Source organism: Gordonia sp. NPDC057258 (assembly GCF_042668985.1).
Taxonomy (GTDB): Bacteria; Actinomycetota; Actinomycetes; order Mycobacteriales; family Mycobacteriaceae; genus Gordonia; species Gordonia hongkongensis.
Genome location: NZ_JBHUXZ010000012.1, coordinates 1 through 18,541 on the forward strand (window position 1 = coordinate 1; position 18,541 = coordinate 18,541).

An 18,541-nucleotide genomic window follows, 5' to 3' on the forward strand; every position below is an offset into this window, starting at 1 on the left:
GCCGGACAACGGTTCTCCGACGCCACGCTCGACCTCGCGACCCACCGGGAGATGCTGCTACCGCCCGAGACGATCAGCCCGCGCCCGGTGCTCGCCCTCGACGAACTCGACCCCATGCCCGTGATCCGGATGCAGGCCGCCGCCGAAGCGGTCGCCGACAAAGTCGCTGCCCTCTACGAGCTGCACGGCCCCCACGGCGACAGCCCCTCCACGCGCGCCCACGACCTGGTCGACCTCGTCATCCTCGCCCGCACCCAGTCGTTCGACGCCGAGCAGCTGCGCGCCGCGATCCGTCACCAAGAACAGCGCCGCGACCTGACGATCCCTGCGCCGTTGGTGCTGCCCAACCCGACCTGGGAACGTGACTACCCTCAACGGGCCGCACACAGTGGCCTACCAGCGCACCTGCACCAGGCCGACGCCGCGCTCACGGCCGCCAACAGCCTCATCGAACCAATCCTGGCGGGTACGGCTGGGCACTGCCGATGGAACCCCGACGACGGTGCGTGGACTTCGGAGAGACCACGCTCGATCGGAGAACTGCTCGGCGACACTCGCGCTCCACACGCGGCGCCCCGCACACCCGCACCGGAGACGTCCAGCGGGCCGCCGGCGCCGAGCACGGAACGCTCCCGCGACTACGGGCCCGAGCTGTAGCCGCGAACGTCGAACGAGGGTGTCCAGTCGCGTAACGCCGCTCGACGACGTGCCTGGTTCGGGAAGTCCAGTGTGGTGGCCTTACCACCAGGACTTTCGTTTCCATCCGGGCCGCTCTTTGTTCAGCGCATCGTGTTGCATGCGGAGTACCTGATCCTGGCGGCGTTGCCGACGTTTCTGCTCGTACTGTTGCTGTTGTCGGGCGAGATCCGCCTTCTTCTTCTGCTTCTTGGACTTTCGGCTGTCCAGCCAGTCTTGGGCGACCTGCTGGCGTGCTTCGCGGCGTTGCTGCTGGGCCGCGCGCTGTTCATCGCGTGCCCGCAGGAGGGCCTGGTGTTGTTCGACCCTGTGGGCTTGCGGTGTCCCCGGCTTTTGCTCGAGGACGCACGTCATGGTGATCGTTTGCCACTGCTGGTACTGCTGGACGTGAACGGCGTTGCCGTTTCGTGGGATTCCCGCCGCCAGCCACGTGATCACGTCGTCGAGACCGTCTGCGGCGAGGCGCATAGGTGGGTGGTGACCAGCCAGCGTGTTGTCGACCGTGAGGCGCCCGGGTCGGCTGGCATGAACGAGGATTGCCGCGTTGACTTTCGCCGGCGCCACGATGGTCGCGAATTTGGCAACGGCATCGCCGAAACTGCTCCGGATCAGGCGTGGGTTGTCGGCAGGACCAGCGAGGATAGCGTCGCCGTACCAGCGGTAGTCATCGGGCATCCACAGTTTCGAGTCGATCAGAAACACCCGGTCACCACAGACGAGGGCATGGTCGATATCGGCGTGCTCGGTGCCTGGATATCGGAGACCGTGAACGATCTGGACCCCATCTGTTGCATGGAACCGCGCCAACTCCGCGATGAACAGATCGTGCGACTTCTGCTCGCCGACCAAGCCTTTGAGCAACGCTTCCTCGTCCATCGAGGACCGCAGCGCTGAATTCGACACAAGCCCCTCGCCGGGGTTTCCGTAGACCCGTTGCGCAAGAATCTGCACGTCGATAGACGCCTGGCCAGGCTGTCCAGAAGGAGTCGACACGTTCGTACCGTAGCGGACGCGGTCCCCTGCATGCAGCGACCTGATGGTGAGAACTCAGGTGGACGGCTCCCGGTAGATCGGGCAGCCGCACGAGGTGTTGCAGGCGAAGCTCCAGGTGGGGTGGGCGGCGTGGGTGTGTACTCCCCAGGGGTGCCCGCATTCGCAGTCGGGAAAGAACTGGCGGTCCCAGCGGTCGCAGAGGTCCTCGACGATGAGCGTGCTTGACGGGTAGCCCACGGCGCCCCGGAAGCCGACGCACTGGTATTTCGACCAGGTGGGGTCGACCTCGACCGGGCAGCCGAGGTAGCCCAGGTCGTGGTTGATGACCAGCCCGTAGTCGAAGGTGTTCTGCCCGCAGCGCCCACACCAGTCCTCGCCGGTCGGCACGGGTTGGCCGTCGGGTCGACCGGCGCGACGCTGCTCCCACAGCTGACGCAGGGTCGCGATTTCGGCATCGAGGCGACGTTGCTCCTCGATGCGCTCGGCGGTGCCGTCGAGCAGATCGAGCAGGTCGATGTCGTCGTGGTCGGACGATGTGCGGCGCGTCATGGGGTGTCCTCTCAGATGACGTCGTGGCGTAGCGGCGTCAGTTGGCGGCGTAGATCGGTGTGCGGGCCAGGAACAGGCATTCGCGATTCTCGTCATCGGCCAGGACGATCCCGATACCGGTGGTGAGGATTTCGGCGAGACCAAGCGCCCACTGGGACCACGTCAGATCAACCATGGCGTGCACGTGCTCGATGGGTACCAACTCGTGATGTCCGCTCTGGAGCACGTTGGTGGCGCGGATGATCTCGCGTGCGCTCGGGCTGGCGGCGATGTTGCTGTAGCTCCACGACATGCGAGGCTCCCTTTGTGTCGAATGTTGCTGTGGTGGTGCATGTTCTGGGCGTCTAACCCGCCGTAGTTCTGCACCTTATAGGGTTCACAATATGCACCCTATAGGGTACAGTCAAGTCATGACCACAACCACTCTCCCGACGACGCCGACCGCGCCGTCCTCGCAGGGCCTACAGCTCGACATGTTCGCCGAGGCGGCACGCGATGAGCGTGCGCACGCCGAGCGCACAACTGGTGTCCCTCGCTTGTATGCCCTGCGGTGCATCACGATTGCCGACTACGAGCACGCGATGACGCAGTGGAGGAAGGCATGGCCTGATCTCGCCTGCCTGCGCGACTCGCACGGCTGGCACGTCGCGATCGGTGAGTACGCGAGCAGCCGCGAACCGACCGACACGTGCATCCCGATCACCCTGCAAACCGACCTCCGATGCAACCGGGCATCGCACCGCGGTTGCCTGTGCGTGGGTGATCTGGTCTCGCGCAGCTTCTGCCGAGGCTGCGGCTGGCACTCCGAGGTCGTCGACGACGACACCGACGCGGCGCTGCTGGGCCTGGACCACTGCTTCCCGGGATGGCGCGACGACCCGATCGTGCCCTCGGCGCCCTACGACGACGGACCCAAGCGCCGCACCCGCCGCAACTGGGAAACCACCGTCACCGAGCTACACGGCACCGATCGCCCCCAGGGCTACCCGATGATCACCCGCCGCGGACCGCACGGGTGGCGGGCAGTGCCAGGCCGATCGTTGTGGGGAGGCTACGACGTCGCCGCCGAAACTCTCGGCCAATGACCGACACCACCGATCGTGGCGTGCCCGGCCTGCGTTGCCGGGCACGGCACGCACTCGCCTTCGGTCGGCTCTGGCAAGCTCGACACCACACAACCACCCACCGCCCCCGAGAGGCCCGCGTCCATGTCGAGTGAACCGTCCGCGATCAGCGTCGACGAGACCGCCGTCATGGCCGCTGTCGGAGCCGCGATCGTCGCCCGCCGCACCGAACTCAAGATCAGCCAGCAAGCCCTGGCCCGCACCGTCGGCACCAGCCGGACCTTCCTGCGCGGCATCGAGGCCGGTGAGCGCGCGCCGACCGTGGTCACCCTCACCCGGATCGCTCGCGCCCTGCACACCACCCCCAGCGCACTCATCACCACCATCCGCTGACCCGGCCCCGCCACTCTCAGCTCGCCCGCGGCCATCCCACGAGGGCCAGAGCCCTCTTGCCTACCGGCGCAGTCACGCAACTCCCTGCAATTCCGAAGTTATTCGGTGCGCGTTTCTGTGGAGATTTCCGAACGTATAAAAAGAATCCCGGAATAGACGAGGTGGGGGCATTCAAAGGACCCCTAACAGCATGTCTCGGTGCATTTCTTTGAACTTTGAAAGACGTTGCAGCCCTTGCCTATACAGCCCATTAGGTATAGAATAGAAGAAAGCAAACAGCCACCGAAAGAAAGGTTTCAGAAATGACGATCACCGTGTACACCAAGCCCGCCTGCGTCCAGTGCCACGCCACCTACAAGGCGTTGGACAAGCAGGGTTTGACTTATCAGGTGGTCGACATCAGCGCCGACGACGAGGCCCGCGACTACGTGATGAGCCTGGGCTACCAGCAGGCACCGGTCGTGGTTGCCGGCGACACGCACTGGTCGGGGTTCCGCCCAGACCGAGTCAAGGCTCTCGCCACCGCAGCCTGACCCGCCTGTCCCCCAGAAACGGGGTGTCGCACTTGCCGTCGACGACACCCACCAGCACACCGACCAAGGAGAACCAGGATGAGCCGTCCATCCACCACCACCACCACCGCCACCAACGACCACACCCAGTGGACCTTCGGTGGCCTCGCGATCGCCACCGACAACGCCTCGCTGTGGGCAACCCAAGCCGCAGCGGATCCCGCCGACACCGCCGCACCCCAGGTGCAGGCCACACTCGCCGACGTCGAGGGCGACCTCGTCGTCAGGATCGCCGTTCCCGACGGCCTCACCTTCGTGGCCAACTTCGACGAGGGCGTCATCCAGATCACCATGACCAACATCCATTCGGACTGCTGCCAGAGGTGCGGGGAACACTTCAGCGATCCGCACGCACCGGACTGCGAGATCGGCGCCGCCGAAGAGGCCGCGCTCGCCGCCCAGGACGACACCGCCATGCTCGCTGCTCTCGAGGCCCGCGCCGAACGGCGGCTGCGATGAGCTACACCCTCGACGCCGCTCTCGCCGACATCACGGCCACCACCGGGTTGGTGTTCACCCGCACCACCTTCGGCTCGCAGCGCAGCGGGCACCTCGCCTACACCCGCACGCGCGACGCCGTGGTGATCATCGACGACAACTGGCAGGCACTCATCGACAACGGCGCCGGCGTCTTCGTGCCGAGCAACCCGCACCGCCCGCCCGTCCACCCGATCGTCATCGCCGTCTACGAAGACGGTGACCTCACCCGCCTCCCGCTCACGGAGGTGAACACCCGCCTCGCCGACATCGCTGTGCTTCCCCACCTGCTCGACCAGGCCCTTGAACTGGTCGAGCGCGCCCGCCGAGAGTGCGGCCACTACCTCAACTACGACTACGACGGCCGCGGCGACACCACACGACGCCACCAGGTGATCTGAACCATGCCGGCCGAGCCCCCACCCGACCCGTCGGCGAGCGCCGCCGCCCACGACGTGGCACTCACCGGCGGCCACGGGTGGGCCAGCGACACCGGCCACGCCGAGATCCTGTTCCTCTCGGCGCTGCTGTGGGCCACACCCGCCCACCACGACGACCTCGCCGACATCGTCGGCCTGGTCCAGGCCAAGGACTTCTACGTGCCCGCCCACGGCGAACTGTTCACGATCATCGCCGAACTCATCACCGACGGCGCCCACCGCGCGCACGACGCCACCACCGTCGCCCACGAACTACGCCGCCAAGGACGCGCGGCCACCCTCGGCGCCGAGCACCTCACCCGTGCGCTCGTCACGGCGACCGCCGCCGGCGCCGACGGCATCCAGGCACGCCACTACGCGGCGATGGTCGTCGCCGATGCCTACCGCCGCCGCTACCGCGCCGCCGGAGACGGCATCACCCACGCCGCCGACCACCTCCCCGAAGCCGAACTGTGGGACTACATGTGCGCCCACGGCATCGCACTACGCGAACACCGCACCCGCCTGTCCGCCCTCCGCCCGAACTGACACACCGAAAGGAACCCCGCCATGACCGTCGACATCCGATACCCGGCCGCCGACCTCACCAAGCTCTACGCCGACGCCTACACCCTGCGCCACGTCGACAACCTCACCTGGGACCAGGTCGCTACCGCCCTCGACGAACCCGTCGCCGTGGTCAAGGACTGGGCGCAGACCTACATCGACCGCACCGACGCCGCCGCCGCCGAACAGCAGATGTCGCTGTTCGACTGACCCCTGCCAGGGGCACCCGCTTCAGGCTCACCGTTCGCAGTGTCACCCAATCAGGTGACGCCGACCATTCATCGCGCGTACATATCCCTTTTCCCATGCGGGGCACCCTCGGTATCTCACCAATTGTCACCAGGGATGATCTGAGTCGCTTTGGACCTCAGTTGGTTGTAGACCGAGACTACGGCGGGGGCGGGGTCGGGCTGACCGGAGGCGGCTGCCGTTGGAGCGTCGTCAAAATTGACTTCAGTCATCATTTGCCAGGTCCCCACGTTGAATGATTGCCGGCCAACACCAGTGTCTGGGTTGAGGAAGTAGCCGCCGCCCTCGGGGTACTTCACCACCACCCCTCTATTACCGATCAGCATGTCTGTGGCGTACTTATCATCCGGATTGACGGTCACGGCTTGCGTCGCCGCGTCGCGCGCTTGTTGTGGGGTGGGGTAGCTGTTCAGTTCGATTGCAAGTCCGAGGTCGTCGTTCGCGCAAGCGAGCTTTACCGGCCGGAACCCGTTCTCGTAGTCACCAGTATCTGATCGCGGAGCCTGGAGTTGGTCGCTGAAAACTCTTGAGTCGACTGTAATACCGGCCAGGAGCCTGCACGGATTGCGTTTCGCCTCGCGGTCCGCTCGTGCGTTTGCCTCCTGCTCGTCGAGCTTCGATCTGTCGCCAGCGGCAGCAAGGAGCTCGGCGTATCTGGCATCAGAAGGCTTCGCCGCTCCCAGTGTCAGTGGCGCATTCGTCGGCACGGACCTGTCCGCGGGGAGGCTCTGCGTGACGACGACCCAGTTGGACTCGGCGAAGATCGTTCGGTCCTCGGCGGCGTCCTCGGTGTCTACGTTGTCGAACCCTCGCTCATCGAGGAGGGCTGTTGCTTCGTCTAGCGGCGTACCGATCAACTGGGGAACGATGCTCTTGGTCGGCGTCGAGTACTCACACCCAGATACCGCCGAGATGATCAGCGAGACAGCTACTAACGCAATTACCCGGCTAGGCGTAGACGAAGAGAAACGCGGGGCAATCGACCTGAAAGCCGTTCTGTTCCGGTTGTACACCTCGAGGTCCGGCGCCCCGCGGCGGCGAGCGGCCTCACTCTCGTCTTGGTTCATTACAGTCACTCCTGCTGGTCGTTGAGCGCAACATTAGACCCCTCGGGAGCGCCGCGGTCTGAGTTAACACCTCCACGCTCTGCCCTCTGCTGCGGTACTCCTCAGTCGTCCAGCGCCCGGCGGAATGTAGTGGGGTCAGGTGCGCACAGGGTCGGGCGCACGTACAGGTGCCGCCATGCTGATCCACTGTCCTGTCCGGACGCGATGCGTCACCGCGATCGCGATCACGCTCGCCGCGGCAGCGCCCCGCACCACCCAGATAGCGAACGAGTAGCTGATGCAGATGTTGTATGCAGTGTGAGCCGCCGCGAACGCGATGGGACCCGGCGAGGTACGTCGCCACGGTGATAACGAGCGCCCCGACGCATTGCGCAGTAGGCCGACGGTATCTGCCTCGGTTGGCTCGTCTGAGGGTTCAAGTTCGAGCATTGGGGTCTCCTCTGAGCTCGGTAGGAATGACGGCCGCAATGCGGTGACGACGACCCTCGCGTGAGCGCTGAGCACTACGGGCACTAACACAAGGCGGTTGGTTGCCGATTTCAGAACAGGCCGAGCTGGTCGGCGGTAGCGGACGGTACGGGTTGGAACAGTCGACGCGCGTGGTCCGGGTCGCCGCCGTCACGCAAGTACGTGCGCAGCATGATCGAGCGCGCGGCGCGGTCGATGGCGGTGGTTGGTCGTGATCCGCGGTGGCGGCCGAGGCCGACGGCGTAGGTGAGGTTGTTGGTCTGGGTGCCGATGCGCACGTGTGCGGAATCGACGCGCACGCAGAGTGGTTCGTTGCAGTAGTGCTCGCCGATGTCGGCGGCGTCGGCGCCGAGGTCGGGGTGCACCAGCAGCAGTGCGAAACGGTGCGCGCTGATCGCTCGTTGGCGGTTGTTGCGGCGGAAGGTGAATCGGCCGTACCCGTCGGGGGAGCTGATCGCGCCGATCCAGTACCAGCAGCCACGGGGTGTGAGTACGACGTGCTGCCAGAAGTGTTGCTCGGCGCGAGCATCGGGCATCAGCGTCGGGTCGGTGACCACGCCCGGCGACGGTGTCGCGGTGTCGACCGCCAGGTGGGTGGCCGGCACCGCGAACAGGCCGAGTTGATCGTGGTCAGGGTCGACACTCATGGCCGAACCCTAAAGCCCTAGGCCGACATCACCGCTGGCTCGGAGGGCTCGGTGCGGGTCTCATCGGTGGCCGCATCCGGAGCGCCGGGGGTCGGTGTTGGCTCCGGGCTGGGGGTGGCCTTCTTGGTCCCGACGGACAGGCCCGCCTCGCGCAGCAGCGTCTTGGCTTTCGCGGCACTGATCTCCACGAGATCGGCCGCGCCACTAACACTTCCTACTCGCTCGGCGATCGCGGCGAGCGCGGCGGCTTTGGCCTTCGCTGACCGCTCGGTGATCACGCGCAGTTCTGCTTCGGCAGCGGCGAGTTCGGAGTCGGCTTGTAGGAACTCAGCGATGTTGGCCTCGTTGGCTTCCATCACCCGCAACTCGGCTTCGAGTCTGCGTTCGAGTTTCGCGCGTTCCTCGGCTCGACGCGTCTCCAACGCCCCGAGGGTTCGTTTGCGCGCAGCGGCGCGCGCCTGACTGGCAGTGAGTTTTGAATTGTTCGACGGCATACCAGCCACGATAACGCCGGCCAACGCCCCCTCGCCACCGCCACACGCCCGCTCTCGGTGCACTTTCACCCTCACTCCCCCTCAACCTCGCCACCGTTTCCGCCTTCCCAGTCCCGCCCCTCAGCCTTCTCACCTGCACCATCACCCCCGATCACCCCTCACGCCACACCTCATCCCATGTACCCACAAACCCTCTAACTCCCACACACCTCTTGCATTCCGGATTCGTCCGACGAAATTCATGTGCCAGAATGCAGTCATGGCCGGTGCCGGGGCGTGCGATCACTGCGGTGGTGTGCTGCCCGGAGACGGCGCACCGCGACGCGGCCGGCCGCGGCGCTGGTGCTCGGATGAGTGCCGCCGCGCAGCGTGGGTCCGCCGCCACGACCGGCCCGCCACGGCGGGGGTCACCGCTCAGGATGCGGTGGCCCAGGTGCTGGCCTCCCCCACCGCCACCGCGGAACTTCTGGGGACACTGGCTGAGCGGATCGAGGGCGGCGACGAGGTCGCCAGCGGAGTCATTGCCGAGCTGGTCCGGGCGCACCGCGCGAGCGTCCATGCGGTGATCCGGACCAACGAGCTGCGCCCATTCCGGCGGTGACCTGAGTGACCGCCACCATCCACAAGCTCACCGCCGGCGACGGGTATGAGTACCTGACGAAATCCGTTGCGGCGATGGATGCCACCGACAAGGGGCGGGTGACGCTGGCCGACTACTACAGCGCCAAAGGTGATTCCCCGGGGCAGTGGATCGGGTCCGGGCTGGCCGGATTGAGCGATGTCGGGGCCGGGCTGGAAGTGTCCGAGCAGCTGGTCGACAAGCGCACCGTCGAGGCCGGGTCGATGGTGTCGGCGGCGCAGATGAAGGCCCTGTTCGGCGAGGGCCGCCACCCCAACGCCACCGCGATCGAACAGCACGCCGTGGCCTCCTCGGACTGCCGAACGGCCGAGGCGTTGGCGGCGACGAAACTGGGCAACGCCTACGCCGTCTACAACGAATTCCCGGAGTTTCTACAGGAACTCGCGGTGGTGTTCCGCGACCACAACCTCGCCCGCGGCGAGCGGTGGGATGCGGTCATCGACGACGACACCCGGGCGGCGTTGCGCACCGAGTTGGGCCGCGAGCGGTTCAGCGCCACCTACCGTCGCCCGCCGCGTGATTCGCGCGAGCTCTCAGGGTTCATCGCGCAGCAAAGCCGCCGGCGTCAGTCGGCGGTGGCCGGCTACGACATGACGTTCAGTCCGGTGAAATCGGTGTCGGCGTTGTGGGCGGTCGCGCCGCTGCCGATGGCCGAGAAGATCGAGGCCGCCCACCGTCAGGCGGTCGCCGATGCACTGGCGTTCATCGAGCGTGAAGCGTGCCTGTCGCGGTTGGGAACCGACGGCATCGCCCAGGTCGACACCGACGGTCTGATCGCGGCGGCGTTCACCCACCGCGACTCCCGAGCCGGGGACCCGGACCTACACACCCACGTCGCCATCTCCAACAAGGTGCGGGTGCGTGATGCGGCCGGGATCACCCGGTGGATGGCCCTGGACGGCACTCCGTTGTTCAAGGCCGCCGTGTCCGCGTCGGAGGTGTACAACTCGCGCATCGAGCTCTACCTCCAGCGTGATCTCGGGGTCTCGTTCAGCGAACGTCAGCAGACCGATGCACGGAAACGGCCGGTCCGCGAAATCGACGGTGTGTCCACCGAACTGATGGCGCAGTGGTCGTCGCGGCGCGCGATGATCGAGCAGCGTCTCGGTGAGTTGTCGCAGCAGTTTCATGCCGATCACGGCCGTGAACCCACGACTGGTGAGGCGTTCGATCTGGCCCAGCGGGCCACCCTGGAAACCCGCGAAGCCAAACACGAACCCCGCTCCTATGCCGAGCAACGCCAGGCGTGGCGCAGCCAAGCGCGCCGCGTCCTGGGCGGCGATCGAGCGATCAGTGACCTCGTGCACGAGGCCACCCACCCGCGCCCCCGCACCCGTGAGTATTCGGAGTTCACCGACGAGTTGTGCACCGACCTCGCCGGTGCGTGCATCGAGAACATCTCGGCTACACGCGCCCGCTGGCAGCGTCCGCATCTGCGCGCCGAAGCCGAACGCCAACTACGTGCCCGCGACTTCGCCGGCATCACCGACACCGACGACCTCGCCGCCGCCATCGAGCGCATCGTCGACACCGCACTCGCTGCTGACACCAGCGTCGCGGTGTCGTCTGACGCCCTCGACGGCGACCTCAACGAACCCGACGTGTTGCGCCGCGCGAACGGCGAATCAGTGTTCGTGCGCCACGACGTCGCCCTGCACACCAGCACCGAGATCCTGGCCGCCGAACACCGGATCGTGGCCGCCGCCAGACGCGCCGACGGCCGCCGCCTCGACGAGGCCAGCGTTGACATCGCGTTGCTCGAGCAAGCCGCCAACGGCCGCGAACTCAACGCCGGCCAAGCCGCCATGGTGCGCGAACTGGCCACCTCCGGGCGTCGCGTGCAACTGGTGCTGGCGCCCGCCGGTACCGGTAAGACCACCGCCATGCGCACCCTTGCGCGGGCGTGGACCGACAGCGGCGGAACCCTCATCGGCCTGGCCCCCACCGCCGCCGCAGCCGCGGTGCTGCGTGAAGAACTCGACACCACCACCGACACCGCCGCCAAGCTCGTCCAACTCGCCCAAGCCAGCCGCGACCGCGCCCTGGCCGCGACGCCGCCCTCGCGCACAGAGGACAACCCCGAGCTCGCGGCGAAGGTGGCCGCGGCGCAAGAGAAACTGGCCGATCCCGCCTATCACGCACCCAAGGAACCGGACTGGTTCACCAGCATCGGACCCGACACCCTCGTCGTCGTCGACGAGGCCGGGATGGCCTCGACCGCCGACCTCGATGAGGTGATCCGGTGCGTGGCCGCCCGCGGTGGCAGTGTGCGGCTGGTCGGCGACGACCAGCAGCTCGCCTCGATCTCTGCCGGTGGTGTGCTGCGCGACGTCGCGCACGAAACCGGTGCGCTGACCCTGAGCCAGGTGGTCCGCTTCTCCGCCGCCGCCGAGGGTGCGGCGTCGCTGGCGCTGCGTGACGGTGACCCAGCCGCGCTCGGTTTCTACGCCGACCACGGGCGCATCCACGTCGAGTCCGACGCCGTGGCCACCGATGACGCCTACCTGGCCTGGTTGGGCGACCGCGCAGCCGGACGTGACACCGTGATGCTCGCCGCCACCCGCGACACCGTCAACGCCCTCAACGAACGCGCCCGTGCCGACCGTCTCGCCGGTATCGACCCCCGCCTCCGCGGCCCCGAGCTGCGCCTGTCTGATGGCCTGGCCGCGAGCGTCGGCGACATCATCAGCACCCGCAGCAACCGCCGCGATCTACGCCTGTCGGCCACCGACTGGGTGCGCAACGGCGACCGGTGGCGGGTCACCCACATCGGCGCAGACGGGACCCTCACCGCCGCGCACCTCGACCTCAACCGGCACGTGCAGCTACCGGCGGACTACGTCGCCGAGAACACCACCCTCGGCTACGCCTCCACCATTCACGCCGCCCAGGGCCTGACCGCCGACACCTGCCACGTCATCGGCTCCGACGCCCTGGACCGCCAACTGCTCTACGTCGCGATGACCCGCGGCCGCCACGGCAACCACATCTACCTGCCCACCACTGAGACCGACCCGCACAACGCCACCACCCCCAAGGCCCGCCACCCCCAAACCGGGCTGGAAACCCTGGCCGCGATCCTCGGCCGTGACGGCACCCAACAGTCGGCGACCACCGCCCAACGCGACGCCGTCGACCCCTTCCTACGTCTGTCCCGGGCCGCGGCCGCCTACGACCACGCCCTCGGTTCGGCCGCCGAACATGCTCTCGGCGCCAAGGCGCTGCGCGACCTCGAACACGACGCCGACACCCTCTACAGCACCCACACCGGCACCCCCGCCGGCACGCTCACCGCGTGCGCAGCCTGGCCCACCCTGCGCACCCACCTCGCCACGCTGGCCCTCGGTGGCGACGACCCGATCGAGCGGCTACAGGCCGCGATCACCCACCGCGAACTGGCCACCGCCGCCGACCCGGCCGCCGTGCTCGACTGGCGCCTGGACCCCACCCAGCAACACTCCGCAGGCGGCGGTCCTCTGCCCTGGCTGCCGCGGGTCCCCGTCGGGTTCGACGACCCCCAGTGGGCGCCCTACCTCACCCGCCGCGGCGCCCTCGTCACCGACCTCGCCGCCGCCGTCACCGAACGCGCCGCATCCTGGGACGCCACCACCGCCCCCGTGTGGGCGCGTCCGCTGCTCCTGGCTGACGCCGAACGCGGCGGCGAGCTCGTCGCCGAACTCGCCGTGTTCCGCGCCGCCCGCGGCGTCGACGACACCGACCGGCGTCCCGCCGGACCGCGACCAGATTCCATCGCCTTGGCGCGGCGTCACGCCGCGCTGACCGAGCGCGCCGACGCCCTGGTCACCACCACTACTGCCGAGGCTGCCCGCTACGCCGACCTCGCCCGCGACCTCGACCCCCACCTGCTCGCCGACCCGTACTGGCCCGAACTCGCTGACCACCTGTCGCTGGCCGCCCGCGCCGGCCTCGACGTCGATGCTCTGGCCCGCGACGCCCTCGTCGACAACCCGCTGCCCACCGAAATGCCCGCCGCCGCACTGTGGTGGCGCCTGTCCGGTGAGCTGGCTCCCGCCGCGGCCGAAGCCACCAACACCGGCCTGCGCCCCGACTGGGCTGACGCTCTCGTCGGGATCGTCGGGGACCGGGCCGCCGAAGCGATCCTCACCGACCGCGCCTGGCCCGCACTCGTGGCCGCGGTCAGCGCCGCCGACCCCGCCCAGTGGACTCCCCACGAGCTGCTCGACCTTGCCGACACCCTGCTCCACAGCGGCACCGACGACGACTACACCGTCCGCCTCGATGAGTACGCCCGCCTGCTCACCTGGCGAGTCGAACTGCTCGTCACCCACAGCAGCCACGCCACCGACACCACCCCAGTACCGCCGGCACCGCCCACCCCTGAAGACGAAGCCGCCGCCGAAGCCGCCGCCGAAGCCGCCGGACTGGCCGACCCCTGGGCCGACACCCTCACCGGACAACCCGGCAACGACCTCGACGAGAACGTCGGCGTTGACGAGGACTACCTCGCCGCGCTCACCGCCACCGACCCGCCGCCGGAAACTGGCGTCGATGTCCTCGATCCGGACGACCTCGACCGTTACGAGGACCTGGACTTCGACGAGTTCGCTGCTGACGCCGTCGCTGCACCCGATCGCTTCGCCGCGCCGACCGACCTCGCCGAATGCATCGCGCTGCGTTACGAACTCACCGCCCAGCTCGCCGAACTCGGCACCGACATGGCGCAGCTGCGCGAGGCGATCAACGCCGGCACCAGCGCCCACCAGCAGGCCATGGCCCCGCATGTTCTGGCGTTGCGCGCTGCTGCCGACCACCAGTTCGCCGCGGCCGCCGACACCGCCGGGCATCACCACGACTTGATGATGGCCGAACAACTCATCGAAGACCTCACCAACCAGGCAACCGCCCTGCGCCGCACCGCCGCCCAGCTCCGCGCCGCCGACACCACCGACCTCGATCCCCTCAGCGACGACGAAGCCCCCGACCTCGCCGCGCTACGCGCCGAGGCCGATGCCACCGCCCTGGACTGGCGCATCACTGCCGCGACCGTCGACCGCGACGCCCTCGCCGCCGTCTACCACGACGCGAACGCCCGCCTCGAGTCCGCGATCGCCGAATCCGGCGGTGTCCGCGTCACCGACACCGACGTCGAACTCATGCGCCTGCAAGCCAGCGAACTCGACGAACTCAACCTCGCCGACCTGCGCGCCCGCCGCGCCGACCTCACCACCCGCATCTACCGAATCGACAACCGTCTCAACCACGTCCACGCCCTCACCCACACCGCTCACCACCACCGCGACACCTTCCTCATGCCGACCACGGCCACCGGGCCCGTCGCTACCCCCGACGCGGTCACGCCGACGGCGACGCAACCCGCCGCCGAAGCCACCGCCACCGCGGTCGCCGAACCGGCGGCCGACGCCGAGCTGCGTGACTGGCTCCACCAGGACCCGCTCCGCGTCATGAGCGACGACCAGCTCACCGCACACCTACGCACCCTCACCCGCCGCCACGCCCTCGCCGTCGACGACCTGAAAACCAGCCGACCAGCGCCCGAGCGGACGCCGCGGGTGCGCGCCGAGCACGCCGAACTCGCCGCCACCGTCGACCGCATCACCACAGCCCGCACCGCAGGACTCGCCCTCGCCGACGCCGCCGACCGCGTCACCGACGCACGCACCGAGCTGGCGGGACTGCCGCCGGCCGGGCGCGGCCGCAAAGCGCGCGCCGAGCACGACCAGCACCACCAGCGTCTCGCCGAGGCGGTCGCCGCGGCCGAGCGTCAGCATCAGTACCTCGCCGCCGCCCACGAACAGACCCGTCGGGACGTCGGCGTTCCCGAACACCAATGGGACGAACTGACCGCCCGCGCCGCCGACACCGCCACGCTTGCACGCGAACTCGCAGCCGCCGAGCAGACCGATGCCCGTGCCCGCCAGCTCCACCAGACGGCCATCGACGATCGCGACGCCGCAGCCGCCGCCATAGCTCACGCCCGAGCCGAAGTGGCCCGCCGCCGCGACCTTCCCGGCGAGGCCCGGGCCGTCGAAGACTCGATCCGCACGGCACTTGACCACACAGGAACCCAAGCTGAACCTACGACCGTCCCTTCCGCGTCGGCCGCGCTGCCGCCCCGCACCAGCGATCTACCGCCGGACACTGCGCCTCGCCGAGACTCCGGATACGACATCTGAGCTGAGCTGACGGCGAAGATCCTGCTGTAAGCCATCGCGTACACGCGCCGTGTCTGCATCCCCAGCTAACCTCTCGGGCAGCCGAAATACCCGAAGGAGCGCGCAATGACCGAACCCGTGCCTGTACCCGTTCTTAACGATGGAGGCGACTGGTGGATGCTGATCGAGGTTGGATACACCGACAGTCCGGACCCCGTCCAGAACTACTGCAAGGTGCTGCAATGGGAACGCACCGTCGACCCGCACGGCCAGCCGATGATCGCCGCCTGGCTGGCCGGCTCCCCGCCAGTTCGATCTGACCGCGACGTGACACAGGGCAGGACGGGGGTGCGATACATCCACAGAAGGCAGTTCGTCCGCCTTACCCGAGACGACATTGAGCGTCTCAGACAGACCACCCAGTGGCGCACTTTCGAGTTCTGAAAGCTCCCCCGGCGCAACACCGAGGCAAATCGTCATTGACTACGCGGCACTTGGGGCTACCTCTCCGGTTATCCCCGGAATGGAACCTCGGACCCCCTTACGACACGGGGGTCGTGCCCCTGCATCTTCAATAGCTCACGGGCCGCGGCTATCTGGCCATCCTGTACTGCATGTGGGCCTACAATCAGTGCTCCGATTGTAGGATGCGTGTGATCATCGAACCGCAAGTTGACGCCCACCTCAAGGTAAGGCACTAGACCGGAACGGCCCGAACGGACGTTCACCGGATATTTCGCCTCGCTGATCGCCCAGAGCCGCCACTCCTGTTCCTCAGCGAATGCATCGTCCTTTACCGTCGCGATCTCACGGAATACCTGCTCAGCCAGAAACTGAAGATGCGGTGCATCACCCTCTCGAATGAGTCCTCCCATTCCGGTGGTATGCCAGCGAGCGATCGTGGACGACACAAAGAGTTCTGCTCGGCGCTCGGCCTCTGTTTTGCCGTAGCCGACTTTGCGCAGCTCGGTGCGGAAGGCGGTTGTCCCCATCGCGGTTGACTTGGGATGGAAGGCGAAAGTGTGACCGGCCAGCGCATCCCAGGTAAAACCGATCGCGAAGCCGCCCGTACCGCCACCGTAGCCACGCCACTGTGACAAGAGGTCGGGCTCCGCGCTCAACGACACCGCGAAGCACCCAAACTCCCAGTCGTAGACCGACAGATTCGCAAAGGCGTCCGCGACCGCAGTGAACGCGTTCCCCAGAACGTCGTCGACGCCGGGCCGGCTGGCCGCGTGACGGAGGTGGCGGTGAAAGATCTTGGCTCCAAAGAGCAGTTCTTGCTCGTCATTCATGTAGCGGGCATCCGATGCCCACAATTTCGCAGCCGACGCATGAACTGACGAGTCCGGGTATTCGATCGGCCATCCCCCCGGAGCGATGATCCCTGTTAGCGCAGCGGAATCGGTGTAGTGGTACAGCAGATCTGGTCCGAGTTCGTCATCAGGTAGGGATTCGTTAGGGCCGGATTGCGCAGCGAACAGCTGACTTATCGGAAAACTGCTCTCCGCTGTGGGATCACCGAACACCATCGCCTGATTATGACGTACCTACCCCGCACTGGTGGTTGCGATCCGCCATGCGCATCGATTCTGACCCTCACGTGGAGGCCGGCGGCGGGCCCATGTCGTCTGGGCGGTCAGATCGGTCGGCGGCGCGTTGCTGCTTGCGGGCGGTCTGGCGTTGCTGTTCGGCTCGATCGCGCAACTGCTGCAGGAATTCCCGGTCTGCCTCAGGATCTTGCGGGACGTAGCGGCCCGGGTGGTCGTATTCCGGGAATCCGCTGGCCGCACCCGTGTGCTGCCGGTGTGGTCGCTCATCAGTGGCCGGGCGTCCGACCGCCAGCCACACCAGCGCACCGACCAACGGCAGCATCACCACCAGGATTACCCAGGCGAACTTGGGTAGCCCGCGCACGGCGGCGTCGTCGGTGTTGATGATGTCGATCAGTGCGATCACCAGGATCACCAGGTAGATCAACCCGAGATACGGCACGTCCACTCCCTCTTCGTCTCGCCGGTCACCAGACCTGCTGTATCCACAGCGGATGTCCGTTCAGGCTCTTGGTTCGGTCAACGTAGACCGCGATCACGACCCTCTCGCCTGGGTGGGCGGCGGCCTCGGAGATGACCTGATGACCGGTCACGTCATTCCAGCTGGCGGCCTTGTCCGGACGGTAGTACGCCCCGGCGCGATAGCGGGAGTCGGTTTCCAGGATGACGCCCCAGTAATCGTTGCCCAGGACGGCGTTGATGACCCGACCGGCGCCGAGGTGGGCGGCGGCCACGGTGTCGGCGTGGCTGAGTTCGATCACCACCACCCCCGGTTGCGACGTCTCGACGATCCGCGCGGCCTGCGCCGGCGGACTGGACAGCACCGCCCCACCGGTAGCTACCGCGAGACTGAGCGCCGCACCCGCCACCCCCGCGCGTATCCCCGACCTCGTCAGCATCGTGTATTCCCTTTCATAACCCCGACCTTTGTCATCGCGAATGGTAGTGCCAGGACGTCCACCCCGTCGACGCCTCAGTCGGAACGCGGTGAACGTCACTGTTTGCCAGCACCGCCCGCCCGACAGCGTCGTCCGTCCGATCGACCGAACGACAAAGGGTCGCACAGGCAATTCCTGCGCGACCCTTTGTGTGGTCAGCGGACTTTACGTAGGTAGACGTCGCCGGTGGGGACGCCGCCGGCGAACAGAACACCTTTGTAACCGTGTGGTGTCTTGCGTAGTTCGATGCGGGAGTACCAGTGCGCGACTGGGTCACCGGCGATCGAGACGATGCCGCCGTTGCGGGTGTGGGTAATGTGGCTGTTGGTGGCATTCCACGGCCCGACGCCGTAGATGTCTTGGAACAGACGGTTGCCGATCACTCGCGCGTTGGATTCCGGGTAGGGGATGACGCCGTACATAACCAGCTGGTACTTATATCGGCCGTCGTCGATCTTCGCGTGCGCTTGCCCACTACCTAGGCCGAGACCCGTGGCGAGGCCGGCGGTGATGAGAAGTCCGGCGACGATGGTCTTGACGGCGGTGGAGAGTCGAGCTGTTTGCAAAGGCATGAAGTCACGTCCTGTTCGGTATCGGTTG

The 18,541-nt window shown here is 67.3% G+C and carries 22 protein-coding genes; 11 read left to right on the forward strand and 11 right to left on the reverse strand.

Features of this window, described 5'->3' with window-relative positions:
- Positions 1 to 657 (forward strand): nucleotidyl transferase AbiEii/AbiGii toxin family protein (locus tag ACFUEJ_RS10860; protein WP_388029236.1); only part of this gene is annotated, 657 nt, incomplete at its 5' end.
- Positions 658 to 738: 81 nt separating this feature from the next.
- Here the strand turns inward: ACFUEJ_RS10860 and ACFUEJ_RS10865 are convergent.
- From ACFUEJ_RS10865 to ACFUEJ_RS10875, 3 genes are read right to left on the reverse strand one after another with little or no spacing between them, the layout of a single operon-like run.
- Positions 739 to 1,689 (reverse strand): nuclease-related domain-containing protein, encoded by a 951-nt coding sequence (locus tag ACFUEJ_RS10865; protein WP_388029239.1) that lies wholly within the window; start codon positions 1,687 to 1,689, stop codon positions 739 to 741.
- Positions 1,690 to 1,743: 54 nt separating this feature from the next.
- Positions 1,744 to 2,238, reverse strand: a complete 495-nt coding sequence (locus ACFUEJ_RS10870) for a hypothetical protein (RefSeq protein ID WP_388029242.1) — start codon at positions 2,236 to 2,238, stop codon at positions 1,744 to 1,746.
- Between the two features lie 37 nt (positions 2,239 to 2,275).
- Positions 2,276 to 2,530 carry a hypothetical protein gene (locus tag ACFUEJ_RS10875; protein WP_065629386.1) on the reverse strand — a complete coding sequence of 85 codons (255 nt, stop codon included), beginning with the start codon at positions 2,528 to 2,530 and terminating at the stop codon, positions 2,276 to 2,278.
- Between the two features lie 118 nt (positions 2,531 to 2,648).
- Between ACFUEJ_RS10875 and ACFUEJ_RS10880 the strand changes: the two genes are divergently transcribed.
- The 7 genes from ACFUEJ_RS10880 to ACFUEJ_RS10910 all read left to right on the forward strand — a co-directional run bounded on the left by ACFUEJ_RS10880 (position 2,649) and on the right by ACFUEJ_RS10910 (position 5,940).
- Complete coding sequence (locus tag ACFUEJ_RS10880; RefSeq protein ID WP_388029245.1) at positions 2,649 to 3,323, forward strand: DUF6349 family protein; 675 nt, start codon at positions 2,649 to 2,651, stop codon at positions 3,321 to 3,323.
- 123 nt (positions 3,324 to 3,446) lie between these two features.
- Positions 3,447 to 3,695, forward strand: coding sequence for a helix-turn-helix domain-containing protein (locus ACFUEJ_RS10885; RefSeq protein WP_388029248.1), 249 nt, complete (start codon positions 3,447 to 3,449; stop codon positions 3,693 to 3,695).
- A 302-nt stretch (positions 3,696 to 3,997) separates the two neighbouring features.
- Complete coding sequence (locus ACFUEJ_RS10890; protein ID WP_065629383.1) at positions 3,998 to 4,228, forward strand: redoxin NrdH; 231 nt, start codon at positions 3,998 to 4,000, stop codon at positions 4,226 to 4,228.
- Positions 4,229 to 4,306: 78 nt separating this feature from the next.
- Positions 4,307 to 4,726, forward strand: coding sequence for a hypothetical protein (locus ACFUEJ_RS10895; protein ID WP_388029251.1), 420 nt, complete (start codon positions 4,307 to 4,309; stop codon positions 4,724 to 4,726).
- On the forward strand, positions 4,723 to 5,145 hold the full coding sequence (locus ACFUEJ_RS10900) for a hypothetical protein (protein ID WP_388029254.1): 423 nt from the start codon (positions 4,723 to 4,725) through the stop codon (positions 5,143 to 5,145). Before ACFUEJ_RS10895 ends, ACFUEJ_RS10900 begins: the two co-directional genes overlap by 4 nt.
- A gap of 3 nt (positions 5,146 to 5,148) precedes the next feature.
- Complete coding sequence (locus tag ACFUEJ_RS10905) at positions 5,149 to 5,712, forward strand: DnaB-like helicase N-terminal domain-containing protein (protein ID WP_388029256.1); 564 nt, start codon at positions 5,149 to 5,151, stop codon at positions 5,710 to 5,712.
- A 21-nt stretch (positions 5,713 to 5,733) separates the two neighbouring features.
- A complete protein-coding gene (locus ACFUEJ_RS10910; protein ID WP_338857881.1) occupies positions 5,734 to 5,940 on the forward strand; it encodes a hypothetical protein in 207 nt (68 codons plus the stop codon).
- A 116-nt stretch (positions 5,941 to 6,056) separates the two neighbouring features.
- Here the strand turns inward: ACFUEJ_RS10910 and ACFUEJ_RS10915 are convergent, their stop codons facing one another.
- The 4 genes from ACFUEJ_RS10915 to ACFUEJ_RS10930 all read right to left on the reverse strand — a co-directional run bounded on the left by ACFUEJ_RS10915 (position 6,057) and on the right by ACFUEJ_RS10930 (position 8,655).
- A complete protein-coding gene (locus tag ACFUEJ_RS10915; RefSeq protein ID WP_388029259.1) occupies positions 6,057 to 7,046 on the reverse strand; it encodes a hypothetical protein in 990 nt (329 codons plus the stop codon).
- 135 nt (positions 7,047 to 7,181) lie between these two features.
- Positions 7,182 to 7,475, reverse strand: a complete 294-nt coding sequence (locus tag ACFUEJ_RS10920) for a hypothetical protein (RefSeq protein WP_388029262.1) — start codon at positions 7,473 to 7,475, stop codon at positions 7,182 to 7,184.
- Between the two features lie 110 nt (positions 7,476 to 7,585).
- Complete coding sequence (locus tag ACFUEJ_RS10925) at positions 7,586 to 8,161, reverse strand: hypothetical protein (RefSeq protein ID WP_388029264.1); 576 nt, start codon at positions 8,159 to 8,161, stop codon at positions 7,586 to 7,588.
- A gap of 17 nt (positions 8,162 to 8,178) precedes the next feature.
- On the reverse strand, positions 8,179 to 8,655 hold the full coding sequence (locus ACFUEJ_RS10930) for a hypothetical protein (protein ID WP_338857877.1): 477 nt from the start codon (positions 8,653 to 8,655) through the stop codon (positions 8,179 to 8,181).
- A 241-nt stretch (positions 8,656 to 8,896) separates the two neighbouring features.
- On the opposite strand from ACFUEJ_RS10930, the gene ACFUEJ_RS10935 reads away from it, so the two are divergent.
- The 3 genes from ACFUEJ_RS10935 (at position 8,897) to ACFUEJ_RS10945 (ending at position 15,894) form a co-directional block, all read left to right on the forward strand.
- Positions 8,897 to 9,256 carry a hypothetical protein gene (locus ACFUEJ_RS10935; RefSeq protein ID WP_388029268.1) on the forward strand — a complete coding sequence of 120 codons (360 nt, stop codon included), beginning with the start codon at positions 8,897 to 8,899 and terminating at the stop codon, positions 9,254 to 9,256.
- Positions 9,257 to 9,261: 5 nt separating this feature from the next.
- Entirely contained in the window at positions 9,262 to 15,471 is a 6,210-nt protein-coding gene (gene mobF / locus ACFUEJ_RS10940) for a MobF family relaxase (RefSeq protein ID WP_388029271.1), read from the forward strand.
- A gap of 105 nt (positions 15,472 to 15,576) precedes the next feature.
- The gene (locus tag ACFUEJ_RS10945; RefSeq protein WP_139114244.1) at positions 15,577 to 15,894 is read left to right on the forward strand and encodes a hypothetical protein; all 318 of its coding nucleotides are present in this window, start codon (positions 15,577 to 15,579) and stop codon (positions 15,892 to 15,894) included.
- A 68-nt stretch (positions 15,895 to 15,962) separates the two neighbouring features.
- Here the strand turns inward: ACFUEJ_RS10945 and ACFUEJ_RS10950 are convergent, their stop codons facing one another.
- The 4 genes from ACFUEJ_RS10950 to ACFUEJ_RS10965 form a co-directional block, all read right to left on the reverse strand.
- Complete coding sequence (locus ACFUEJ_RS10950; protein ID WP_338857875.1) at positions 15,963 to 16,982, reverse strand: DUF2971 domain-containing protein; 1,020 nt, start codon at positions 16,980 to 16,982, stop codon at positions 15,963 to 15,965.
- A gap of 67 nt (positions 16,983 to 17,049) precedes the next feature.
- Positions 17,050 to 17,445 (reverse strand): PLD nuclease N-terminal domain-containing protein, encoded by a 396-nt coding sequence (locus ACFUEJ_RS10955; RefSeq protein WP_338857874.1) that lies wholly within the window; start codon positions 17,443 to 17,445, stop codon positions 17,050 to 17,052.
- Between the two features lie 25 nt (positions 17,446 to 17,470).
- Positions 17,471 to 17,902, reverse strand: coding sequence for a hypothetical protein (locus ACFUEJ_RS10960; protein WP_388029276.1), 432 nt, complete (start codon positions 17,900 to 17,902; stop codon positions 17,471 to 17,473).
- 194 nt (positions 17,903 to 18,096) lie between these two features.
- Entirely contained in the window at positions 18,097 to 18,513 is a 417-nt protein-coding gene (locus ACFUEJ_RS10965) for a hypothetical protein (RefSeq protein ID WP_279939801.1), read from the reverse strand.
- Positions 18,514 to 18,541: the final 28 nt, after the last annotated feature.

What these genes read in the sequence shown, in the direction of transcription:
- ACFUEJ_RS10910 (WP_338857881.1), top strand. Translation starts at nt 5,734, where the DNA reads ATGACCGTCGACATCCGATACCCGGCCGCCGACCTCACCAAGCTCTAC.
- ACFUEJ_RS10925 (WP_388029264.1), bottom strand. Translation starts at nt 8,161, where the DNA reads ATGAGTGTCGACCCTGACCACGATCAACTCGGCCTGTTCGCGGTGCCG.
- ACFUEJ_RS10950 (WP_338857875.1), bottom strand. Translation starts at nt 16,982, where the DNA reads ATGGTGTTCGGTGATCCCACAGCGGAGAGCAGTTTTCCGATAAGTCAG.
- ACFUEJ_RS10915 (WP_388029259.1), bottom strand. Translation starts at nt 7,046, where the DNA reads ATGAACCAAGACGAGAGTGAGGCCGCTCGCCGCCGCGGGGCGCCGGAC.
- ACFUEJ_RS10905 (WP_388029256.1), top strand. Translation starts at nt 5,149, where the DNA reads ATGCCGGCCGAGCCCCCACCCGACCCGTCGGCGAGCGCCGCCGCCCAC.
- ACFUEJ_RS10875 (WP_065629386.1), bottom strand. Translation starts at nt 2,530, where the DNA reads ATGTCGTGGAGCTACAGCAACATCGCCGCCAGCCCGAGCGCACGCGAG.
- ACFUEJ_RS10895 (WP_388029251.1), top strand. Translation starts at nt 4,307, where the DNA reads ATGAGCCGTCCATCCACCACCACCACCACCGCCACCAACGACCACACC.
- ACFUEJ_RS10880 (WP_388029245.1), top strand. Translation starts at nt 2,649, where the DNA reads ATGACCACAACCACTCTCCCGACGACGCCGACCGCGCCGTCCTCGCAG.
- ACFUEJ_RS10930 (WP_338857877.1), bottom strand. Translation starts at nt 8,655, where the DNA reads ATGCCGTCGAACAATTCAAAACTCACTGCCAGTCAGGCGCGCGCCGCT.
- ACFUEJ_RS10960 (WP_388029276.1), bottom strand. Translation starts at nt 17,902, where the DNA reads ATGCTGACGAGGTCGGGGATACGCGCGGGGGTGGCGGGTGCGGCGCTC.
- ACFUEJ_RS10965 (WP_279939801.1), bottom strand. Translation starts at nt 18,513, where the DNA reads ATGCCTTTGCAAACAGCTCGACTCTCCACCGCCGTCAAGACCATCGTC.
- ACFUEJ_RS10870 (WP_388029242.1), bottom strand. Translation starts at nt 2,238, where the DNA reads ATGACGCGCCGCACATCGTCCGACCACGACGACATCGACCTGCTCGAT.
- ACFUEJ_RS10935 (WP_388029268.1), top strand. Translation starts at nt 8,897, where the DNA reads ATGTGCCAGAATGCAGTCATGGCCGGTGCCGGGGCGTGCGATCACTGC.
- ACFUEJ_RS10890 (WP_065629383.1), top strand. Translation starts at nt 3,998, where the DNA reads ATGACGATCACCGTGTACACCAAGCCCGCCTGCGTCCAGTGCCACGCC.
- ACFUEJ_RS10920 (WP_388029262.1), bottom strand. Translation starts at nt 7,475, where the DNA reads ATGCTCGAACTTGAACCCTCAGACGAGCCAACCGAGGCAGATACCGTC.
- ACFUEJ_RS10900 (WP_388029254.1), top strand. Translation starts at nt 4,723, where the DNA reads ATGAGCTACACCCTCGACGCCGCTCTCGCCGACATCACGGCCACCACC.
- ACFUEJ_RS10945 (WP_139114244.1), top strand. Translation starts at nt 15,577, where the DNA reads ATGACCGAACCCGTGCCTGTACCCGTTCTTAACGATGGAGGCGACTGG.
- ACFUEJ_RS10885 (WP_388029248.1), top strand. Translation starts at nt 3,447, where the DNA reads ATGTCGAGTGAACCGTCCGCGATCAGCGTCGACGAGACCGCCGTCATG.